Raw genomic sequence first — 20,262 nt, 5'->3', positions numbered from 1 at the left:
GAAGCCTGAGCAGTTTTCCGAGGCCTGAGTTCCGGTCAAACCCGCCTCAATCGCTGCCGCCTTTGCCTCAACCCCCGCGCAGCTTGTGCTCAGCCTCGCCCATATAGTCGCGCGTCAGCGGCAGCGCGTGGCGGCTGCGCGTATACTGGATCTGGTAATTGCCCATGCCGCCGCTTTCAAAGGCGGCGGTCGCGCCCGATAGGTAGAAGGTCCACATGCGGTAGAAGCGCTCGTCAAACATGGCGATAATCGCCTCGCGATTGGCCTCGCAATTGGCATACCATGCCCGCAGTGTCTTGGCGTAATGCAGCCGCAGCGTTTCGATATCGCTGTGGATCAGGCGTGACTTTTCGCTCGCGGCCAGCGTCTCGCTCAGCGCCGGGATATAGCCGCCGGGGAAGATATATTTGGCGGTGAAGGCATCGGTGGAGCTTGGCCCGCCAAAACGCCCGATCGTGTGCAGCAGCATCACGCCTTCATCGGTCAGCAGATTGGCGCAGGCGCGAAAGAAGGTTTCGTACTGGGGCCGTCCGACATGTTCGAACATGCCCACCGAAACGATGCGATCGAATTTGGACCGGCCCCGGGCCAGGTCGCGGTAATCGATCAGCTCGAAGCTGACGCGGCCTGCCACCCCGGCGGCCGCGGCGCGCTCGCGTGCCAGCGCCAATTGTTCTTCGGACAGGGTGATGCCGGTGACTTTCACATCGAAATGGCGCGCGAGATAGATCGACATCCCGCCCCAGCCGCAGCCGATATCGAGCACGCGCTGCCCGTCTGATAATGCCAGCTTGGCGGCGATATGCGCAAGCTTGGCTTCCTGCGCCTCGGCCAATGTTTCGACGCCGGGCGCCCAATAGGCGCAGCTATATTGCATGTGGGCGGCATCCAGCATCATCCGGTAGAGATCGTTGCCGATGTCATAATGATGCGCGACGTTGCGCTTTGCCGAGCGTGCCTGGTTGAACGATGTCGCCAGGAATTTGAGATGCCCGCCGACCCGTCGCAGCAGCGAAGGTTCCATCAGCCCGGCGCCGCTTTCCCACGGCTTGTTCATCCGCAGCAGCTGAACCAGCTGCATGATATCGCCACGCTCGATCACGATCCGCCCATCCATATAGGCCTCGCCCGCGCCCAGCCGCGGGTCGAGCAATATGTCGCGCGGCACGCGGTGGTCGGTCAGCCGGATCGCGACCTCGGGAAAGCCTTCTGCCAGTTCGCCCAGTTCATGCACCGTGCCCGAGGCCATGGTCAGGGTCAGCTTGCCCTTGCGGATCGCAGATTTGAGAAACTTTTCGACCAAAGCGTTTTTCATGCGAACCTCATGCCTTGCGAGATGCCCTTGCGCGGCTCAATTCGTTCGCACCGGGTCAGAGTTCTCAATCGTCAACCTATCTATAGCCCAATTCCTGTGGCACTGCATGTCCATTCAACCCTAATATTGTTGCAGAATGTCATTTCCAGCCTGTCACGATCCTCATCCCGACCAGCCAGAACCGGCAGTGACGCGGCCTTGTGCCCGGTGATGGATCATGCTGGCGATCCGCAATGCCCGGTCACGCTGAAGGCGGTGGAGGTCCGCAAGTCGTTCGGTGGTCGCGAGGTGCTCAAGGGACTTTCGCTGACTGTGCAGCAAGGCGAAGTGGTGGGCTTGTTCGGGCGTGACGGTGCAGGCAAGACAACCAGTTTTTACTGCATGCTAGGGCTGCTCCGGCCGGATGGCGGGCGCATCACGCTGGGCACGCGGGATATCACGCGGCTGCCGTTCTATCGCCGGGCGATCCTGGGCCTGGGCTATTTGCCCGAACAACCTTCAGTCTTTCGCGGGCTCAGCGTGGCGCAGAATGTTTCCGCCATGCTGGAGATTGTCGAGCCGGAGCCTGAAGCGCGGGCCGCGCGGCTGGAGGAACTGCTCGACGCGCTGCACATGTCGCATCTGCGCGATGCCATGGCCCATTCGCTGTCCGGGGGGGAGCGGCGCCGCTGCGAGGTGGCCCGGGCGCTGGCGCTCGACCCGAAGATCATGATGCTGGACGAGCCGTTCGCAGGGATCGATCCGCTTACGATCGGCAGCATCAAGGACCTGATCGGCGAGATGAAACGGCGCGATATCGGCATCCTGCTGACCGATCAGAACGTGCGTGAAATGCGCAGCGTTATCGATCGCGCCTATGTAATCCACGAAGGCGAAGTCATCTTCGAGGGATCGCCGCAGGATATGTCCCACGATGCTGCGGTGATCGAACGCTATCTTGGCAATACGCAGAACTAGGCGGCACTTGCCGGCGCCGTCCCCGCCGCCCTGGCGGTATCGAAGATCGCGCTAACAAACCCTGCCGGATCGTCTTCCTGGATAAAGTGGCCGCCTTTCAGCGTGCGGTGCGCGCCCAGCTTTGCGCCGGGAACACGTTCAAGGAATGGCGCGTCGCCGCCGCGTGTGATCGGATCGCCATCAGAAAAGGCGCAGGTAAATGGCTTGTCGAAGCTTTCGAGCACTTGCCACGCCACTTTCTGGTCAGGCACGGCGACATTTTCGCCCAGCGGCACCAGTTCAGGGAATATCCTCGCGCCCGCCTTGCTCGCGCGATTGGGGAAGGGGGCGTTGTAGGCGGCGACCTCCGCCTCGCTCAACTGCGTCTTGGTCGCCTTCTGCAACAGCCCGCCGATCGGGAACACCGGAGTGATCCGCGCAAACATGCGCCAGGCTGCGAATGCCTTGGGCGCCTCCTGCCCTTCGGGCAGCCCGCCGTTTGACAGCACCACCCCGGCAAAGTGATCGGGCATCTCCGCCGCCAGCCTGAGCCCTATCAGCGAGCCCCAGTCCTGGCAGGCGAGCAGTATGTCCTTCACGCCCATCGCCTCCAGCCATTCGCGTATCCAGGCGACATGCCCGGCATAGCTGTAGGCACTCTTGGCGGTCGGCTTGTCGGATTTGCCAAAGCCGATCAGGTCGGGCGCAAGCACGCGGTATCCGGCGGCGACCACCGGCGGGATCATCTTGCGGTAGAGGAAGCACCAGCTCGGCTCGCCATGCATCATCAGCACTACCGGGCCATCGCGCGGCCCCTCGTCGAGATAATGCAGCCGCAGCCCGCCAGTTAGCTCGTGGTAATGCGGGGCAAAGGGAAAATCGGGCAGGTCTGCGAAGCGATCGTCCGGTGTGCGGTAAATTCCTGCCATTTTTTATTTTCCCTCTATTCGGCCGCTTCCTTCAATTCGGGATCGAAACGCCATGTCGGCACTTCACCCTTCGCGCGCAAGCGGGCTGACTCTTCTTCGATATATTCGCGGGTCATCGGGATTGCGTTACGATCCTTCACATATTGCACCTGCCAGTTCACCATCGTGCCATTGCGGAAGCTTTGTTCCGCCCCGGCAAGATAGAACAACCACATGCGATAGAATTCGTCATCATACATCGCGGTAATCTCGTCGCGGTGCATCACCGTGCGCTTGTACCATTCTTCCAGCGTATAGCTGTAGTGGAAGCGCATCGCCTCCACATCCATCACCTGCCAGCCGGCCTGTTCGCTTTCGGTCACCAGCTCCGACAGCGCCGGGATATAACCGCCGGGGAAGATATATTTGCGCGTCCAGGCATCGGTATAGCCCGGAGGGCCCGCGCGCCCGCAGCAGTGGCTGATCATCACGCCATCGGGCTTGAGCAGCCGGTTCGTGTGTTCGAAGAACTGCGGATAGTGGACCGTGCCGACGTGTTCGAGCAGCCCGACCGAAGAGATGCGGTCGAACTCGCCGGTGACATCGCGGTAATCCATCAGTTCGAACTTGACCTTGTCGGCCACGCCAAGCGCCTCGGCGCGTTCCTTGCAGAAAGCGATCTGGTCAGGCGCAAGTGCCACGCCCAGCACTTCAACATCGTACATCTTGTTGAGGTAAAGCGCGAAGCCGCCCCAGCCGCAGCCGATATCGAGCACCTTCATCCCTGGCTTGAGATAGAGCTTGGCGGCAAGATGTGCCTTCTTGTCCATTTGCGCCTGTTCGAGCGAGGTCGATGCCGGATCGCCCTCGCGGTAATAGGCCATGGTGTATTGCCGGTCTTCGTCGAGGAAACGCTCATAAAGCTGGCGAGTGAGGTTGTAGGTATGCTCGGCATTCTTGCGGGCGGAGGCGCGCTGGTTGATCCCATCAACCGCCGCGATCACCCTTTGCGCCAGCTTGCGCAGCGGGCCTTGTGCCTTCAGGGCCTCTTCACCCAGCCGCCGGGCGTTCATCGTGACGAACAGGATCATGTCGCGGATATCGTGTGGCTCTTCCACCACCAGCCAGCCCCACATGAAGGCTTCGCCAGCGCCCAGCTGCGGATAGCGGGCGATATGGGCTGCGGCCTTGGGGTGGGTCAGCCTGATGCGAACCGGGCCGGGTTTGCCGCCTTGTTCCTCAGGATAACTGCCCGCTCCGCTGCCATAGACATATTCCCTGCCGTCATGGTCGGTGACCACCAGCTGGCCGTGATTGATCGCTTTTTTCAGAAACTTGTCGAGCAGCCACATCGGCTTGCGTCCCCCATATTGGTCAAATTCTCAAAGTGCGCGTGCAGCAACAGCCTGTCAATTGCGAAGGGCGTGGCGGTTCACAATCTGGCCGCCGTCATTTCGCGCGCGAGGTAGATCACGTCGCGCGGCTGGCTTAGCAGGTGTTGGCCGCTGTCGACGAAGATCGTCTCTCCGCTGCGCAGATACCCTTGTGCCAGCATCAGCGCGGCTGCGGCGACTTCGCCTGGCCCGGTCTTGCGAACGAGCGGATTCAAACGGTGCGAAAGCTCGATCTCCTCTTCGCTCTGGTCATGGCTGGGAAGGATCGCCCCGGGGGCAAGGCCGTAAACCCGGTCCTGCGGACCCGCCAGGCCCATGGCCAGCATTGGAATGGTTGCCGCCAGCGCGTGCTTGCTCATCGTGTAGCTGAAGAAATCCGGGTTGGGGTTCTCCAGCTTCTGGTCGGTGACATGGATAACGCGCCTGCCACCTTCGGCGCGCGCTTTGGCAAGGAAAGCCTGCGCCATGCGCGCCGGAGTTTGCGCATTGACCTGCATGACTGACCGATTGCTCGCGGGGTCAAGATCGGTGGCCGCATCGTAGGGAAAAATTGCGGCATTGTTGATCAGCACGCGCCAATCGGGCAGCCGCGCGGCAAGCTGCTGCACCATCGCCACCGCAGCATCGCCATCGGCAAGGTCGCACTGGATGATTTCGGCAGTGGGCAGGCTGTCAGCCAGCGTGCGCGCCTCCTCGTCCGAGCCGAGATAGTGGATCACCACATGCCAGCCTGCATCGCCAAATGCCCGCGCAATGCAGGCGCCAATCCGAGCTGCGCCTCCGGTTACCAATACTGCGGGCTTCGACATAAATTCTATTCAGCAGATTCGCTGCCGTTTGGCTAGGGAGTGGCCAGGTTCAATGGAGATATGTGATGAAACTCGATCTGGTGGATGTATTCGGCTCTGGCCCGCTTAGCGGCAATCCGCTGGCAGTGGTGCATGGCGCTGATGATCTCGATGCTGCGCAGATGCTGGCGCTGACGCGGTGGCTGGGTTTCTCGGAAACCACGTTCCTTTTGCCACCGACCGATCCAGCAGCGGATTACCGCGTGCGGATATTCTATCCTGCGGGCGAGCTGCCGTTTGCCGGGCATCCAACGCTGGGCAGCTGCCATGCCTGGCTTGAGGCTGGGGGTGTGCCGCGGGAGCCGGGCACGGTGGTGCAGGAATGCGGCGTCGGGCTGGTCGAGGTAAGGCAGGACGGCGGCGCGCTGGCCTTCAAGGCGCCGCCCTTTACTCGCCACGGGCCCCTGAGCGAGCGGGAACGGGCGGCTGCGATCGAACTGGCCGGTGTCGATCCGGCTGCCGTGGTCGAAGCCGTGCATGTCGCCAATGGCCCCAAGTGGCAATTGCTGCGGCTGCGTTCGGCGGAAGATGTTCTGGCCGCCGATCCCGTCGCCAAGGCACCCACTGGCACCGATATCGGGCTCGCCGGACCCAGCGGAGAAAACGAGGAAACTGAGTGGGAGTTGCGCGCTTTCTTTGCCGACGCGATCGGGCGGTTCGTCGAGGATCCCGTTACCGGCAGCTTCAATGCCGGCGTGGCAATGCACCTGTTCGAAACCGGGCTGGCCAGGGGCAGCTATCGCGCGGCGCAAGGCCGCAAGACCGGCGCGAACGGCCTTGTCCAGTGCAGCCAGGATGGCAGCGGCGATGTCTGGATTGGCGGGAACTGCGCCACCGTTTCGTCGCAAGGGGCGTTGAGGGCCCTGGTTTGAGTAGTGACCACCAAAAAGGGCGCGCCCACGCATGATGGACGCGCCCTTCAGGAATTTCTGGCTCTAATTCAACGGCACTTGAGGTCGCCGCGGTCGATCGCGCGACCGACCACGCCGCCGGCTGCCGCGCCCAGCAATGCGCCCAGCGTCTTGTCGCCGCGCCCCGCCAGCTCGTGGCCGGCCAGCGCACCGACACCGGCACCGATCAGCAGCCCGGTGGTGCCATTGTCGCGCCTGCAATAATATCTCCCGTCATCGCCGCGCCAAATACGGCTGTCACGGGTAACGCGGCGGGGTTCGAGGTAATAGCCGCGCGAATCGTAGATGGCGCGGTCCTTGGCGCGCTTGCCATGGGCAGGGGCCCAGGGCGGCGGATCAGCCGCTGCGGGGGCAGCTGTGCCAAGCCCGGTCAGAGCCATCGTGCCGGCGGCGAATGCGAGAGCGATTTTCTTCATCATTTCTGTCCCTTCCGTGTTTCTGACGGAGACATGCGAGATCTCGTTCATTGCGCCACAACGCAAGCTGAACGGGCAGGGTAAATGGGGCATTTGCGACGAATTGCAGGACGATGTCCGACGAACCGTTGCCGCGATCCGATGGCTCAGGCCGACTCGGCCGCTTCGCGATCCAGCTGGGCGCGGCTCTTCTTTTCTGCCGCTGTCTTGAGCTGGCCGCAGGCAGCATCAATGTCACGCCCTCTGGGCGTGCGCACCGGCGCGCTGATGCCGCCTTCGAACACGATGTTGGAGAAACGCCTGATCCGTTCGGGCGTCGAGCATTCGTAATTCGCGCCGGGCCAGGGGTTGAACGGGATCAGATTGACCTTGGCGGACAGCTTGTATTGTTTCAGCAGGCGAACCAGTTCATGCGCATCTTCGTCGCTGTCGTTCTTGTCCTTGAGCATGACATATTCGAAGGTGATGCGCCGGGCATTGCTCGCGCCGGGATAGGCGGCGCAGGCGGCCAGCAGTTCCTCGATCCCGTATTTCCGGTTGAGCGGCACGATCTCGTCACGGATTTCCTTGGTCACCGCGTGGAGCGAGACTGCCAGGTTCACGCCGATTTCCTGACCACAACGCTCCATCATCGGCACCACGCCGCTGGTCGAAAGGGTAATGCGGCGTTTTGACAGCGCCAGCCCATCACCATCCATCACCAGCCCCAGCGCGCCCTTGACGTTGTCAAAATTGTAGAGCGGCTCGCCCATACCCATCATCACGATATTGGTGAGCAGGCGCCCGTCCGCAGTGTAATGGCCCGCGTCTTCGGCGTCATCCAGCCCCGCCCCATGATCAAAGGCCATATTGCCCTTGGGCCACTCGCCCAGCGCGTCACGCGCCAGCATCACCTGACCCACGATCTCGCCGGGGGTGAGATTGCGCACCAGCTTCATCGTGCCAGTGTGGCAGAAGGTGCAATTGAGCGTGCAGCCGACCTGGCTGGAAACGCACAGCGTGCCGCGGTCAGCATCGGGGATGAACACCATCTCGAAATCGTGGCCGTCCGTCGTGCGCAGCAGCCATTTGCGTGTGCCGTCAGTCGAATGCTGCGCTTCGATGACATCGGGCCGGCCGATCACGAACCGTTCCGCCAGCCAGGGGCGCATGGTCTTGGCGATATCGGTCATCGCTTCGAACTGGGTCACGCCGCGATGGTAGAGCCAGTGGAACACCTGCTTGGCGCGCAGCTTGGCCTGTTTGGCGTCAAGCCCGGCCTCCGCGAAAAGATCGCGGATATGCTGCTTGGGCAGGCCGATCAGATCGATACGGCCATCGGCGCGCGGCGTGATCTCACGTGCGACGGGAAGGGGATCCACCTGTCCGGGGATCGGCATGAGAGCGGTATCGGCCATGGAGGCCGCGCATATAGTGTGCGGGCAAGGATTTGGCTAGCGCTTGCGGCCAAGCGCCGCCGGGGCGCAGCCAAGCGCAGCGGCATCGATCGCAGTGGCAGCGCCTGCCAGCTGGTAGCGGTCGGTAAAGCGCCGCCCGTTGCGCGCGGTCGAGGTAACGCTGATCGTATCGGCGGATCGCATCGCGCCAAGGATCGCAGCGTCCATGGCATGGTCCGCCGCCCATGCGTCGCCGCCGCCGCCGGTCAGGGCGAAACTGCGACTTCCGATTCGCAGCGAAATCCGCGCGCCCCTGGCCATCTCGCGCGACAGGCGGAAATGCACTTGCCCCCTGATCCGGCGCTGGGGCCAGGTGCCCACGCTGGCATAGGGTTCGTAGTCCCGCGCCGCCATGCCTTGCGGGCCGACCGGCTGCGCCCTGGCGATGGCATAGCAGCGCGGGATCTGCGGATCGCGGAACGCCGCCCAACCGCTGAACACGCCGAGGCTGTCCTTGGCGGCAAGCGGTGAGGCCAGCGTTGCGGCAATGGCAAGAAACAGGAGCGGGCGGCGGCGCTTATTCATAGTGGATCGTCACGACTTCCCACTCTTTGCTGCCGGAGGGAAGCCGCACCGTCCGCAATTCCCCAACCGATGCACCGCGCAGCGCCCGGGCCATGGGTGAATTCCAGCCGATCCGGCCTGCGCCGGCATCCTGCTCATCGTCGCCGACCAGCGTCACGATCTTGCGCGCGTCATCCTCGTCGGCGAGCTCGACCTTCGCGCCGAAAAACACCCTTGATCGGTCAGGTTGTTCGTGTGGATCGACCACCCGCAGCGCCTTCATCCGGCGGGCGAGATGTGCCAGTTCGCGGTCAATCTCGCGCATGCGCTTGCGGCCATAGAGGTAATCGCCGTTCTCGCTGCGATCACCATTGCCCGCCGCCCAGCTGACGATCTCCACGATTTCGGGCCGCTCGCTGCCCAGCAGGTGATCGTAGCGCGCCTTGAGCGCCGCCATACCCTGGGGCGAAATGGGATCACCTTGCGGTTTCATCGGTGTTTAACGGCGCAGGAAATCGGCAATCGTGCGCGGCTTCCCGGCTGGTGCGCGGCTGGGGTGCATATTGTCATAGGCCACCGCATTGCCGAGCACGCGCATGATGTAATAGCGGGTTTCGAAATTGGCCGGGATCTTCTCGATCCAGGTGACATAGTCGATCTCGCCGGTGCGCGGGTCGCCATTCATCCGCAGCCACTGGTTCACCCGGCCCGGGCCCGCATTATAGGCGCCGATGGCGAGCGGATAGGCACCACCGTAATAGTCCAGCATGCGGCGGAAATAGGCATCGCCCAGCCGGATATTGTATTGGGTATCGCCGGTCAGATCGGCCGACATGTAGTTCATGCCCATCTTGCCCGCCTGTTCGCGCGCAGTACCCGGCATCAGCTGCATCATCCCGCGCGCGCCGGCATGGCTGACGCGGTGCCGGTCAAACTCGCTTTCCTGCCGCATGATTGCATGCGACATGGTCCAGTCGGCAGTGAGCGGAACCTGCACGGTGGGATGGGCAAAGCGTTCGAAGCCGGCCAGGCCATGCTCGGGCGCTGTGGCCCCGGCGACCACTGCAAATTCGGCCATATCAAGTTCGCGCGCAAGATCGGCCAGCAGCGCCATGTCTTGCGGCGTCGTTGCCTTGTCCGACAAGGCTTCGAAAAAGGCGCGTTCGGTACGCCAGTCGCGCCGCGAAGTGGCCAAGGCACGTAGCGCCTTGACCAGCGGCTGCTGGTTGAACGCAGTTCGCTGTTCGGCGCTTGGCTCAACCTTGGGCGGCTCGGCAAATTGCGGCATCGGCTGGCCCAGCGCACCCAGCGCCAGTTGGCCGTAATACTGGTCAGCATATTGCGCGGCCATGCCGAAATAACGATTGGCGTCATTGCTATTGCCCGCCTGCTGTGAGGCCCGGCCCGCCCAGTAAAAACCCTTGGCGCGGGTGAGCGGGGTCTTGGCGGCGGCGCCATAGCGGTAGAACAGCGGTGCGGCCGCGGCGCCATCGCCCAGCTTCCAGAGTGCTTCCGTACCGCCCAGCCACACCAGATCGGTGTATTTGTCACGCAGGCGGAATGACCCTTCGCTCACGTCCGTGCCGGGCGCGAACGAATCGTCCACCGAAGCGGCGATTTGCACTGCGCGGCGTGCGCCCGCTCCCTTGGCAATCACCAGCATCTCGCTCACCATGTCGGCGCTGTCATGCGGCAAAGTGGTGAAGGCCGGGCGACTGGCGAGCACTTCAATCGCCTTGTGCAAGTTGTGGTTCTTGCGGAAATAACGGACCAGATTGTAGACCACGCCCGGCTGACTTAGCGCGTCGCGGGGGATCGCCAAGCTGTCATCAACCGGCAATTCGTCCTGCAACAGCGCCAGGCGCTTGCCGAACAAATCGCGCTTGCCGGGCGATGTCATCAAAATGTGGCGTGCGGCTGCATCCGCCTCGCCCTGCCACAGCAAGGCCTCCATCCGCGCGTCATTGTCTTCCTGGGTGAAACTGCCTGCATATCGGCCCAGCAGGTAAGCCTCGGACGTTTCGCTCATCGCGCCGTTACGCCAGGCGGCACGCGCGGTTTCTGCCGCCTCGGGGCGCTGCACCGCAGCCAGCGCCAAAGCGTAGCGCGCCCGGCCCGAATTGGTCAGCGGTGGGTGCTCGTCAAAATAGGCGACCAGCGCTTCGGATGAAGGTGCCTCTGCGTCGAGCGCGTTCTCGGCGCGCGATTGCAAGCGGCTGGGGCGCGGAAAATCGGGATAGGCAAGCAGGAATCCCGAATAGGCGTTGAAACCCAGCCGGTCATTGGCATTAAGCTCTTCCCAGCGGCTGATCGCCAGGCTCATCCCGGTTGGCTGCTGTGCCACCAGTTGCGCCCGCGCCATGTCCCAGCTGGCGGCATTTTGCGTTGCAGCGGGGGCACCCATCGTCAGCCCGGCAGTGCCGAGCAGCGCCGTGACCAGAATATATTTGCTGCGAGGGTTGTTTTGCATGCTGGACATTGTGCCTGTCCGCTCCTTATCAGGCCATGAATGGCTTATGGCACTGCGATTTTCCCCTCGCGGCTGACTATGCCACCGAGAAAGGTCTAAGATCAATGTTTTCTGGCTCCATTCCGGCTCTGGTGACTCCTTTTCGCGGTGGAGTGTTCGACGAAGCCGCATTCCGGCGGCTGGTTGACTGGCAGATCGAGCAAGGCAGTTCGGCGTTGGTTCCTTGCGGGACAACCGGCGAAGCATCGACCTTGTCGAATGCAGAGCATCACCGGGTGATCGAGGTATGCATCGAGCAGGCGGCGGGGCGGGTGCCGGTGATTGCGGGCTGCGGCTCCAACGACACGCGCAACGCGCTGCTGCATATGAATTTCTCGCGCAAGGCGGGCGCGGCTGCGGGGCTGTGCGTTGCTCCTTATTACAACCGGCCGAGCCAGGCCGGCCTGATCGCGCATTTCAGCTTTCTTGCGGAAAACAGCGATTTGCCAATCGTTCTTTATAACGTGCCGAGCCGCACCGTGACCGATATCGAGGATGAGACGGTGGTAGCGCTGGTACGCAAATATCCGGACCGGATCGTGGCGATCAAGGATGCCAGCGGCGATCTGTCGCGCGTGGCCGACCACCGCATGGGCCTGTCGAACGAATTCTGCCAGCTATCGGGCAATGACGAGCTGTGGCTGCCGCATTCTGCCGCAGGGGGCAGGGGCTGCATCTCGGTTACCGCCAATGTCGCGCCCGCACTGTGCGCCGAATTCCAAGAAGCGATTGCGGCCAACGAGCTTAAACGCGCGCGCGAACTCAACGACCGGCTGTTCCCGCTGCATTACGCGATGTTCAGCGATGCTTCGCCCGCGCCGGTGAAGTATGCGCTGAGCCGGGTGCATGACTGGATCGAGCCTACGGTGCGGCTGCCGTTGGTCGAATGCTGTGACGCGGCGAAGAAGGCGGTGGACGAGGCGCTGGAGCACGCCGGAATGATCGCCGCGTAATCGGGAACGACGGCCGTATTTGGCCACCGTATCTGGACCGATAGCTCAGCGATCGGGAGGGTTGTGCCGCTCCACAAAGTCAATTGCTGCCTCCAGCATTTGCCGCCGTGTCTGCGAGCGGGACAGCCAATGATCTTCGCCATCAAGTGTGACTAGCTCGTGCGGTTTGCCTGCCTTTTTCAACGCTTTCGCCATGCGGGTCGAATGGCTATAGGGAACCACCACATCGTCGCGGCCATGGATCAGCAGGATCGGGGCATCGGCGCGGTCTGCGGCGCGCAAGGGTGACACCGCGTTCCAGCCATCGCGCGGGCCAAGTTGGTCGAGCAAGGCCGCTCTGGTGGTCCGTTGGTTGCCAGAGGCGCGGTAATCCTCAAGATACATGTTGGCAATATCGCTGACCGGCGCAACTGCCACAGCGCAGCGATAGATGTCCTGCTGCAAGGTTACTCCCGCCAAGGCGGCATATCCGCCATAACTCGCGCCCACTATGCATACGCGCGACGGGTCGACGATTCCTTGCTCCACCAGCGCCATCAGCCCGTCGGACTTGTCGGTTTGCATCTTGCGACCCCATTCGCCGTAGCCTGCCAACCGGAACGCGCCCGTGCGATTGGTGGACCCGCGGAAATTGGGCTGAAAGACAGCGTAGCCGCGCGAGGCAAAGGCCTGCGCCCACCAATCGAAACTCTTGGTGTCGTGGCTGTGCGGACCGCCATGGGGCATGATGATGGCAGGCAGGTTGTGCGCCTCGCGGCCCGGCGGCAAGGTCAGGATGCCGTCCATTTCCATGCCGTCGCTTGCGGTGTATTCAAACACCGAGATCGGGCCAACCTGGTTGGGGGCGATCGCCAAACGTTCATAGGCGATGGCATTGGCACGCCGGCTGGCAAGATCCACCGTAAACCACGTACCGCTATCCAGATTGCCAGTGGTACGCACGATCACATCGCCGAAATCACTGGTCCAATCGATCATCCGCATATCGAAATCGGCGAAAGCCTTGCGTACCTTGCGCGCGGCCTCCTGATGGGCGGGGTTGCGCAGCACTGGCTGGGGAGACTTGCCGCCTTCAAGGTAACCCATCAGGTGTCCGGTCAGGTCATCGAAATAAAGCCGATCAACATCCTCCTCGTTCAGGAAGGGCTGCATTTTTCCTCCGGCCAGCGGGATTTCAAACCATTCGACCCCGTCTTCAGTGCGTTCCGTGATCAGCGCGCTAGTGCCGTCATAACCAAGGCCGATCAGGCCAATCCTTCCGAGGGGATTCGTCCCGCTCGCAATGATATCATCTTGCGGGCCACGCAGCTTCCATTCGCCATTGGAATTGTTGATTTCCATCGTGGCCGCGACATTGCCATTGGCATCCAGCAGCCAATCTGCATCTCTCCCTTCGCGCGCCGCAGCGGCCACACGCCTGCTCGAGAAGTCTTGCAAGTCAACGCGGTAAAGGAACGGGCGGCCATGATTGAATGAGTACCCCGTCAGGCCTGTTTTTTCCAGTTCGAGCGCGCCAAAAAAGCCATACCAGCGGCCATCGATTTGACGGATGCCGTAATTACCAAAAATTGCCCCGACCAGATCGCGGCGATTGCCGAAAATCAGTCCTGCCTGCGCATCGCCTGAAACAGGAATTACCCGCGCAACATACATTTCCGCCTTGTCAGTGGTGAAGGAGTAGCCAAGATCCTGAGTCTGGCTGGAGACCAGCAGGATACGGTCATCACCGATCCATTCGAAATAGCGGACTTTCATGTCGTTGACCCCGATCGAGGTCACGACCTTTGTCTGGTCTTCAATTATGATCAGCCTACGGACACCTTGCACCGTTGACAGTATCGCAAGGCGATTGCCGGAGGCAGAAAGCGCCGCATCTTCGACATCTGGCAGCTTGCCGTACTCTTCAAGGGAGACAGGCTTCGGTGCTGCCGGAGCCGAGGCTGGCTCCTGCGCGGCAACGGGCTGCATAAAGAACAGGCCAAGGCTGCAAGCTGCAGCGACTACAACACGGATAGTTGAAAGAATGGATTGATCCCCGAAATTCAGGCGCTTCCACGCCTCTCTGCGACCGCATCAGTAAATCCCATGGAAGTGGCGATGGCAATATTTTTTTACAGGGCTTTGCCAAATCGCTGCAGGCGTCTATCTGGCGCGCCATCATGGCCCGCCCCAAACCCGCCACTTTCGACAAGCAGAAGACCGTCGCCGAAAACCGGCGCGCGCGGTTCGACTATGCCATCGAGGACAAGTTCGAGGCCGGGCTGGCGCTGCATGGGACTGAGGTGAAGGCATTGCGGGCGGGCGAAGCCTCGATTGCGGAAAGCTACGCCGAGGTACGCGACGGCGAAGTGTGGCTGATCAACGCCAACATTCCCGAATACAGCCACGGCAACCGGCTGAATCACGAACCGCGCCGGCCGCGCAAGCTGCTGTTGCACGAACGCGAGATCGACAAGCTGTTCGGCGCAGTCGAGCGCAAGGGCATGACGCTGGTGCCACTTTCAATCTATTTCAATTCGACCGGGCGGGCCAAGGTCGAACTGGCGCTGGCCAAGGGCAAGCAGGCACATGACAAGCGCCAATCGATCAAGGAGCGTGACTGGAAGCGCGACAAGGCCAGAATCCTCAGAGAGAAATCCTGAAGCGCGAACGCGGCCAGGCTGCGGGCGCTCCCAGCCCACCAGAAAAATATGCAAATCCGGGTGGATTCATCATATTGTCAGGGAGGCCGGGCTACCCATATCGGACAGTATAACCGCTTTGCCGAAATAAGCGCCGGATGCCCTTGCGGATCGGCTCCTGTAGGCGCAATGCGGCGGCGGAAAAGTGATGGCTAAAAGATCGAAAACCTGGCTGGCGGACAAAATTCGCGGCCATTTCCCCACGCGCGAGGAAATGGCCAGCAATCGCTGGCTTGCGCCGATCGCACACCGCTTTCTCAGCCCCGAACTCTGGCGCTTTACGCGCCGTTCGGTTCCGCGCGGGGTGGCGCTGGGCGTGTTTGCGGGCTTTATCATTCCGGTCGGGCAGATATTTCTGGCCGCGTTCCTGGCCTTGCCGGCGCGTGCCAATGTTCCGCTGTCGGCTGCTGTAACCTTCGTTACCAATCCTTTTACCTTTCCATTCTGGGCTGTGGTGGCCAACCGGGTCGGAGCTCTCATACTGAAAATTGACAGCGCAGCGACAGGGGGGGCCGCCCAATCGGAAATCGATAGCGGCCGCTGGGCGTGGCTTCTCGAACTGTTCGAGGGGACCGGCGTGACAGTGCTGGTCACGGTGTTCGGCTTTGTTGTCCTGGCCATTGTCGGCGCGGCGATGGGATATGTGCTCGCCAGCTTCGTATGGCGGATCATGGTCATGCGAAGGCGCGCCCGGCAATTACGCGGAATGGAAGCTCGCCTGGATGATCGGCTGGGGGTCAGGCAGGGATGAAGCTGACCGCCAAGTTGCTCGAAGGAGGCGGGGGCAACCAGCCGGTAATGCTTTTCGGCGGCATCGCCGTTGCGATGTTGGCAAGCGCGGGGGTGCTGTGGCTCGCAACCGGGGAAAGCTTGCTGGTGCTTGCTTACGCCCTTGGCCTTGGCGTGCTGCTGAGCGGCGGGTTGGCCTTGCAGCGGGTCCAGCGCTTGCCGCAGGCAGAAACGATGACGGTGCCGGACTGGTCGGTTACTGTCGCGGCGATCGAGCAACCGGGTGAAGCCATCGCGATTACCGACCGCGCCAATCGCCTGACCTGTGCCAATGCGGCCTATACCGGATGGTTCGGTGCCACGGCGGCGCCGCCCAACCTAGCGCTCGAGCGGCAGAGCCTCGAAGAACTGGTGCGCCTGATGCGCCGGGCCTGGCGCGATGGAAGTGCGCGGGCCGACCGGCTTGAAGGCGAAGGCGGCGCGGTTCACTGGAGCGCGGCGGCAGAGCGCGCGGGGCGGGGCGACGATCACCTGATCTGGCGTTTCCGCAAGATCGAGCCGCGGGTGGCAGATCCGCTCGCCAGCTACGATGTGACCGGCCCGTTTGGCCGGATGCTGGCCAAGGCCGGTATCGAAGCTGCGATCACCGGGCCGGACGGTACCATCAAGTCCGCCAGCGCCGGGTTCGGCGAGCGTGCGGTGGGCGATTCCAGCTCGACCCTGGCCGGGCAGGACTTCGTATCCTTCCTCCGCTCAGACGACCGTGACCGTATCTACTTCGCGCGAGAGGGACGCAGCGGTACGCCGCAAACACTGATCCACGTGCCGCTGGACGATCCGGACGACCCTTCACCGGCGGGGCCGGATGAGGTGCAATCACTGATGCTGCTGGTCGATAGCGGGGTGGGCATCGGATCGGGCTGGGAATCCTCCTCGCAAGGGGTGGCGCAGCTTGAAGCCTTGCTGGCCCAATTGCCGCTTGGTCTGGCGATGACCGATCGCGACGGGCGCTTCCTGTTTGCGAACGAGGCGTTCCTGCGCGCAGTCGAACGCGAGGAGCGCGGCCTGCCCGCTTTTCCCACTGACCTGGTTGTACGCGAAGACAAGGCGGCGCTATCCGATGCCGTGCGGCGCCACGGGCGTGGCCCCTCGACCAGCGGGAATATGGCAGTCCGCCTGAGCAATTCACCCGAAGAGACGATTTCGATGGGGCTTGCGGGGGTGCGCGGCCTGGGCGAGGCGGCGGTGTTGCTGAGCCTGGCTGATTCGAGCCAGGAGGCTCAGCTCAGGCGGCAGGTGGCGCAAGCCACCAAGATGCAGGCAGTGGGCCAGCTGGCAGGCGGGGTGGCGCATGATTTCAACAATGTGCTGACCGCGGTTATTGGCACCTGTGATCTGATGCTTCTGCGCCATACCCCGGGTGACAGCGACTATGACGATATTCAGCAGATCCGTGCCAATTCGAACCGCGCCGCCTCGCTGACGCGCCAGTTGCTGGCCTTTTCGCGCCAGCAGACGCTGCGCCCCGAGGTGCTGCAACTGCCCGATGTCGTAAGCGAAGTTGGCCCGCTGATTGCTCGCCTGTTGGGCGAAAAGATCGAATACAAGGTGCAGCATGACCGCGGCTTGGGTCCGGTCAGGGCAGACCCGCAGCAGCTTGAACAGGTGATCATGAACCTGGCCGTGAACGCGCGCGATGCGATCCAGATGCATCGGGGCGGAAGCGGGCGGATCACGCTGAACACAAAGCGCGTCAACATGCGCGAAGTGGAGCAGATGGGCTCTGAAATCCTGCCTGCGGCGGATTATACCGTGCTGGTGGTGGAGGATACCGGGGGCGGTATTCCCGCGCATGTGATGCCCAAATTGTTCGAACCGTTTTTCACCACCAAGGAGCAAGGCAAGGGCACCGGCCTGGGCTTGTCGACCGCTTACGGTATCGTCAAGCAATCGGGCGGCTTCCTGTTCGCAGACAATGTGAAGGGCAGCGGCGGGCGCGTGATTGGCGCGCGTTTTTCAGTCTATTTGCCAGTGCACCAGGGGGCGGTGCCGCAAGCGGCGCAGGCGCCGATCGAGGAGCAGTCCAGCGACTGGTCGGGTGGAGGACGTGTCCTGCTGGTCGAGGACGAGGATATGGTGCGCGCGGTTGCGGAACGTTCGCTTAGCCGTGCGGGCTATGAAGTCACTGCCTGCGCCGACGGCGAGGAGGGTCTCGCCGCGATCACTGGTGGTGGGCAATTCGATCTGGTGGTGAGCGATGTGGTGATGCCGGGAATGGACGGACCCACCATGGCGCGCGCCATTCGCGAGACACATCCTGACCTGCCGGTGCTGTTCATGTCGGGCTATGCCGAAGAGCAACTGCGCAAGGATATCGACATTCCCAAGATGCATTTCCTCCCCAAGCCGTTCAGCGTCCAGCAGATCAGTGACAAGGTAGCCGGTGTGATGCGCGGGATTGCGCGCCAGTAACGCCTCAGCCAAGTCGCTGTTTGCCCTGGCTTTGAAGCCTGGTTGAAAAAATTGCGTTCCCTACTTGTTCTATTGGAACAAATCAGATACATTGCATTCCCACAGAGGGGCTGGTTAAAACTCGATAACCGCCTCTAGGCAAGCAAGGGAGGCCATGCGATGGCGACGAATCTGAAGCTGGTAGAAAAGGAATCCTCGGTGGACCGTCAAAAAGCTCTTGAAGCTGCGCTGGCCCAGATCGATCGCGCCTTTGGCAAGGGATCGGCCATGAAGCTCGGCTCGAAAGAGACGATGAATGTCGAATCGATTTCAACCGGATCGCTTGGCCTCGACATTGCGCTGGGGATTGGCGGCCTGCCCAAGGGGCGCGTGATCGAGATTTATGGCCCTGAAAGTTCGGGCAAGACCACGCTGGCGCTGCATGTAATTGCCGAAGCGCAGAAGAACGGCGGCACCGCTGCTTTTGTTGACGCCGAGCATGCGCTTGACCCGGTCTATGCCAAGAAGCTGGGCGTCGATATTGACGAGTTGATCGTGTCGCAGCCCGATACCGGCGAGCAGGCGCTCGAGATTACCGATACGCTGGTACGCTCGAACGCGATTGACGTGCTGGTGGTAGACTCTGTTGCTGCGCTGGTGCCGCGGGCGGAGATCGAAGGCGAGATGGGCGATTCGCATGTCGGCTTGCAGGCCCGCTTGATGTCGCAGTCGCTGCGCAAGCTGACCGGTTCGATCAATCGCAGCAAGTGCATGGTGATCTTCATCAACCAGCTGCGCATGAAGATCGGTGTGATGTATGGCAATCCCGAAACCACCACCGGCGGCAATGCGCTCAAGTTCTATGCTTCGGTCCGGCTCGATATCCGCCGCACCGGCCAGATCAAGGACCGCGACGAAGTTGTGGGCAACACCACCCGCGTCAAAGTGGTCAAGAACAAGGTGGCACCGCCCTTCAAGCAGGTCGAATTCGACATCATGTATGGCGAAGGCATTTCGAAGATCGGCGAAATTCTCGATCTTGGCGTCAAGGCCGGCATTGTCGAGAAGTCGGGTAGCTGGTTCTCCTATGACAGCATCCGCATCGGCCAGGGCCGCGAGAATGCAAAAACCTATCTCAAGGAAAACCCCGAGATTTGCGACAAGCTGGAAGCCGCTATCCGCGGCCGCACCGATGCTGTCGCCGAGGTGATGATGGCGGGCCCGGACGCGGATTCCGACGATTGATCCTCAAGCGGGCGCGCTGAACCCTGGCGGTTCATCGGGCGTGCCCGGAAAACCGGAAAGTCGGCGCTCGCTCATCTTCCGAGTTGGCGCCGACTTTTCGTTTCTGCCTCTGTGCCTGAATTGCAATGCTTTGCCTGACCCACCATGAGGGAACGAACCGATCTATATGGCTGATCGGTTGGTGGAGGATTGAAAGTGACGAATTTCGACACGCAGGAATGGCAGGGCCGCGTCGGCAAGTCGTGGGCGGCGGAATGGCAACGTACCGATCGCAGCTTCGCTCCTTTGACTGCGGAGCTTCTGCGCCGCATCGAAGCGATCGATTTCTCTGCTGCGCTTGACATCGGCTGCGGTGTTGGGGAACTCGCAATTGCGGTTGCAAGGTCCATGTCAGCTTCACAGGTGCTGGGCGTCGATATTTCGCCGGACTTGATCGAGGTGGCGGGCGATCGATCAAGCGGTGTCGGCAATTTACGGTTCGAACTGGCTGATGCGGCGGGCTGGAAACCCGCGCCGGATTTCGTGCCCGATGTGCTGTTTTCGCGCCACGGTGTGATGTTCTTCAGCGATCCGGTCAGCGCCTTTGCCAATCTGCGTCACCATGCGGCGCCGGGCGCGCGGCTGCTGTTTTCATGCTTCCGATCCATTCAGGAAAACCCGTTTTTTGCCGCGATCGGCGAGTTGCTCGAAGGCGCGGCGCCTCCGCCTGACCCCGCCGCTCCCGGCCCCTTTGCCTTTGCGGACGATGCACGGGTCCGCGCAATTCTGAACGAAGCCGGGTGGGAAGGAGTGACCTTCGATCGGTTCGATTTTCGGATGATCGCCGGTGCAGGCGATGATCCGGTCAGTGATGCGGTATCCTATTTTACCCGGATCGGGCCCGCGGCGCGCGCGATTGCGGCGATGGATGACAGTTTGCGCGCGTCCTTCAAGGAGCGGCTGCGCGAGTTTTCGCAACACCATCTTCACAAGGGAGAGGTCGGGCTTACGGCCGGCGTGTGGATCGTTAGCGCCCGCAGCAATTGA

General features: G+C 62.0%; 18 protein-coding genes. 8 read left to right on the top strand and 10 right to left on the bottom strand.

Annotation, left to right across the window (positions count from 1 at the left end; genetic code table 11):
• Positions 1–67: 67 nt before the first annotated feature.
• On the bottom strand, positions 68–1,315 hold the full coding sequence (locus ACX3VQ_RS10425; protein ID WP_462580995.1) for a class I SAM-dependent methyltransferase: 1,248 nt from the start codon (positions 1,313–1,315) through the stop codon (positions 68–70).
• 210 nt (positions 1,316–1,525) lie between these two features.
• On the opposite strand from ACX3VQ_RS10425, the gene lptB reads away from it, so the two are divergent.
• Complete coding sequence (lptB, locus tag ACX3VQ_RS10420) at positions 1,526–2,272, top strand: LPS export ABC transporter ATP-binding protein (RefSeq protein ID WP_462580994.1); 747 nt, start codon at positions 1,526–1,528, stop codon at positions 2,270–2,272.
• On the opposite strand, the gene ACX3VQ_RS10415 is transcribed toward lptB, so the two are convergent.
• The 3 genes from ACX3VQ_RS10415 to ACX3VQ_RS10405 form a co-directional block, all read right to left on the bottom strand.
• Complete coding sequence (locus ACX3VQ_RS10415; RefSeq protein ID WP_462580993.1) at positions 2,269–3,180, bottom strand: haloalkane dehalogenase; 912 nt, start codon at positions 3,178–3,180, stop codon at positions 2,269–2,271. The two genes, lptB and ACX3VQ_RS10415, sit on opposite strands and share 4 nt — an antisense overlap.
• A gap of 14 nt (positions 3,181–3,194) precedes the next feature.
• The gene (locus ACX3VQ_RS10410) at positions 3,195–4,511 is read right to left on the bottom strand and encodes a class I SAM-dependent methyltransferase (protein ID WP_462580992.1); all 1,317 of its coding nucleotides are present in this window, start codon (positions 4,509–4,511) and stop codon (positions 3,195–3,197) included.
• An 80-nt stretch (positions 4,512–4,591) separates the two neighbouring features.
• Positions 4,592–5,362 (bottom strand): SDR family oxidoreductase, encoded by a 771-nt coding sequence (locus tag ACX3VQ_RS10405; RefSeq protein WP_462580991.1) that lies wholly within the window; start codon positions 5,360–5,362, stop codon positions 4,592–4,594.
• A 65-nt stretch (positions 5,363–5,427) separates the two neighbouring features.
• Here ACX3VQ_RS10405 and ACX3VQ_RS10400 point away from each other — a divergent pair, with 65 nt between their 5' ends.
• Positions 5,428–6,273, top strand: a complete 846-nt coding sequence (locus tag ACX3VQ_RS10400) for a PhzF family phenazine biosynthesis protein (protein WP_462580989.1) — start codon at positions 5,428–5,430, stop codon at positions 6,271–6,273.
• A gap of 68 nt (positions 6,274–6,341) precedes the next feature.
• On the opposite strand, the gene ACX3VQ_RS10395 is transcribed toward ACX3VQ_RS10400, so the two are convergent.
• The 5 genes from ACX3VQ_RS10395 to ACX3VQ_RS10375 form a co-directional block, all read right to left on the bottom strand.
• The gene (locus ACX3VQ_RS10395) at positions 6,342–6,728 is read right to left on the bottom strand and encodes a glycine zipper 2TM domain-containing protein (protein ID WP_462581209.1); all 387 of its coding nucleotides are present in this window, start codon (positions 6,726–6,728) and stop codon (positions 6,342–6,344) included.
• A 146-nt stretch (positions 6,729–6,874) separates the two neighbouring features.
• On the bottom strand, positions 6,875–8,125 hold the full coding sequence (gene rlmN, locus ACX3VQ_RS10390) for a dual-specificity RNA methyltransferase RlmN (RefSeq protein ID WP_462580988.1): 1,251 nt from the start codon (positions 8,123–8,125) through the stop codon (positions 6,875–6,877).
• 36 nt (positions 8,126–8,161) lie between these two features.
• Positions 8,162–8,689 carry a hypothetical protein gene (locus tag ACX3VQ_RS10385; RefSeq protein ID WP_462580987.1) on the bottom strand — a complete coding sequence of 176 codons (528 nt, stop codon included), beginning with the start codon at positions 8,687–8,689 and terminating at the stop codon, positions 8,162–8,164.
• A complete protein-coding gene (locus ACX3VQ_RS10380; protein ID WP_462580986.1) occupies positions 8,682–9,161 on the bottom strand; it encodes a GreA/GreB family elongation factor in 480 nt (159 codons plus the stop codon). The genes ACX3VQ_RS10385 and ACX3VQ_RS10380 overlap by 8 nt, the downstream gene beginning before the upstream one ends.
• Positions 9,162–9,167: 6 nt before the next feature.
• Positions 9,168–11,138, bottom strand: a complete 1,971-nt coding sequence (locus ACX3VQ_RS10375) for a lytic transglycosylase domain-containing protein (RefSeq protein WP_462580985.1) — start codon at positions 11,136–11,138, stop codon at positions 9,168–9,170.
• A gap of 104 nt (positions 11,139–11,242) precedes the next feature.
• Between ACX3VQ_RS10375 and dapA the strand changes: the two genes are divergently transcribed.
• On the top strand, positions 11,243–12,130 hold the full coding sequence (gene dapA / locus ACX3VQ_RS10370) for a 4-hydroxy-tetrahydrodipicolinate synthase (protein WP_462580984.1): 888 nt from the start codon (positions 11,243–11,245) through the stop codon (positions 12,128–12,130).
• Between the two features lie 45 nt (positions 12,131–12,175).
• On the opposite strand, the gene ACX3VQ_RS10365 is transcribed toward dapA, so the two are convergent.
• On the bottom strand, positions 12,176–14,098 hold the full coding sequence (locus ACX3VQ_RS10365) for an alpha/beta hydrolase family protein (protein WP_462580983.1): 1,923 nt from the start codon (positions 14,096–14,098) through the stop codon (positions 12,176–12,178).
• 191 nt (positions 14,099–14,289) lie between these two features.
• Between ACX3VQ_RS10365 and smpB the strand changes: the two genes are divergently transcribed.
• From smpB to ACX3VQ_RS10340, 5 genes are all read left to right on the top strand, one after another.
• Entirely contained in the window at positions 14,290–14,772 is a 483-nt protein-coding gene (smpB, locus tag ACX3VQ_RS10360; protein ID WP_462572848.1) for an SsrA-binding protein SmpB, read from the top strand.
• Between the two features lie 187 nt (positions 14,773–14,959).
• Positions 14,960–15,562, top strand: coding sequence for a DUF2062 domain-containing protein (locus ACX3VQ_RS10355; protein ID WP_462580982.1), 603 nt, complete (start codon positions 14,960–14,962; stop codon positions 15,560–15,562).
• 47 nt (positions 15,563–15,609) lie between these two features.
• Positions 15,610–18,012, top strand: a complete 2,403-nt coding sequence (locus ACX3VQ_RS10350) for a response regulator (RefSeq protein ID WP_462581208.1) — start codon at positions 15,610–15,612, stop codon at positions 18,010–18,012.
• A gap of 159 nt (positions 18,013–18,171) precedes the next feature.
• Positions 18,172–19,236 (top strand): recombinase RecA, encoded by a 1,065-nt coding sequence (recA, locus tag ACX3VQ_RS10345; protein ID WP_462580980.1) that lies wholly within the window; start codon positions 18,172–18,174, stop codon positions 19,234–19,236.
• Positions 19,237–19,431: 195 nt separating this feature from the next.
• On the top strand, positions 19,432–20,262 hold the full coding sequence (locus ACX3VQ_RS10340) for a class I SAM-dependent methyltransferase (RefSeq protein WP_462580979.1): 831 nt from the start codon (positions 19,432–19,434) through the stop codon (positions 20,260–20,262).

The sequence above is a fragment of the Altererythrobacter chaiwopuensis genome, from assembly GCF_054957735.1.
This window is presented reverse-complemented; position numbering and strand designations above follow the sequence as displayed.

Excerpts from the sequence above, each read along its gene's own strand:
- lptB (WP_462580994.1), top strand. The coding sequence starts at position 1,526 with ATGGATCATGCTGGCGATCCGCAATGCCCGGTCACGCTGAAGGCGGTG.
- dapA (WP_462580984.1), top strand. The coding sequence starts at position 11,243 with ATGTTTTCTGGCTCCATTCCGGCTCTGGTGACTCCTTTTCGCGGTGGA.
- ACX3VQ_RS10380 (WP_462580986.1), bottom strand. The coding sequence starts at position 9,161 with ATGAAACCGCAAGGTGATCCCATTTCGCCCCAGGGTATGGCGGCGCTC.
- ACX3VQ_RS10415 (WP_462580993.1), bottom strand. The coding sequence starts at position 3,180 with ATGGCAGGAATTTACCGCACACCGGACGATCGCTTCGCAGACCTGCCC.
- ACX3VQ_RS10405 (WP_462580991.1), bottom strand. The coding sequence starts at position 5,362 with ATGTCGAAGCCCGCAGTATTGGTAACCGGAGGCGCAGCTCGGATTGGC.
- ACX3VQ_RS10400 (WP_462580989.1), top strand. The coding sequence starts at position 5,428 with ATGAAACTCGATCTGGTGGATGTATTCGGCTCTGGCCCGCTTAGCGGC.
- rlmN (WP_462580988.1), bottom strand. The coding sequence starts at position 8,125 with ATGGCCGATACCGCTCTCATGCCGATCCCCGGACAGGTGGATCCCCTT.
- ACX3VQ_RS10375 (WP_462580985.1), bottom strand. The coding sequence starts at position 11,138 with ATGCAAAACAACCCTCGCAGCAAATATATTCTGGTCACGGCGCTGCTC.
- ACX3VQ_RS10425 (WP_462580995.1), bottom strand. The coding sequence starts at position 1,315 with ATGAAAAACGCTTTGGTCGAAAAGTTTCTCAAATCTGCGATCCGCAAG.
- ACX3VQ_RS10385 (WP_462580987.1), bottom strand. The coding sequence starts at position 8,689 with ATGAATAAGCGCCGCCGCCCGCTCCTGTTTCTTGCCATTGCCGCAACG.
- ACX3VQ_RS10350 (WP_462581208.1), top strand. The coding sequence starts at position 15,610 with ATGCTTTTCGGCGGCATCGCCGTTGCGATGTTGGCAAGCGCGGGGGTG.
- smpB (WP_462572848.1), top strand. The coding sequence starts at position 14,290 with ATGGCCCGCCCCAAACCCGCCACTTTCGACAAGCAGAAGACCGTCGCC.
- ACX3VQ_RS10395 (WP_462581209.1), bottom strand. The coding sequence starts at position 6,728 with ATGAAGAAAATCGCTCTCGCATTCGCCGCCGGCACGATGGCTCTGACC.
- ACX3VQ_RS10410 (WP_462580992.1), bottom strand. The coding sequence starts at position 4,511 with ATGTGGCTGCTCGACAAGTTTCTGAAAAAAGCGATCAATCACGGCCAG.
- ACX3VQ_RS10365 (WP_462580983.1), bottom strand. The coding sequence starts at position 14,098 with ATGCAGCCCGTTGCCGCGCAGGAGCCAGCCTCGGCTCCGGCAGCACCG.
- recA (WP_462580980.1), top strand. The coding sequence starts at position 18,172 with ATGGCGACGAATCTGAAGCTGGTAGAAAAGGAATCCTCGGTGGACCGT.
- ACX3VQ_RS10355 (WP_462580982.1), top strand. The coding sequence starts at position 14,960 with ATGGCTAAAAGATCGAAAACCTGGCTGGCGGACAAAATTCGCGGCCAT.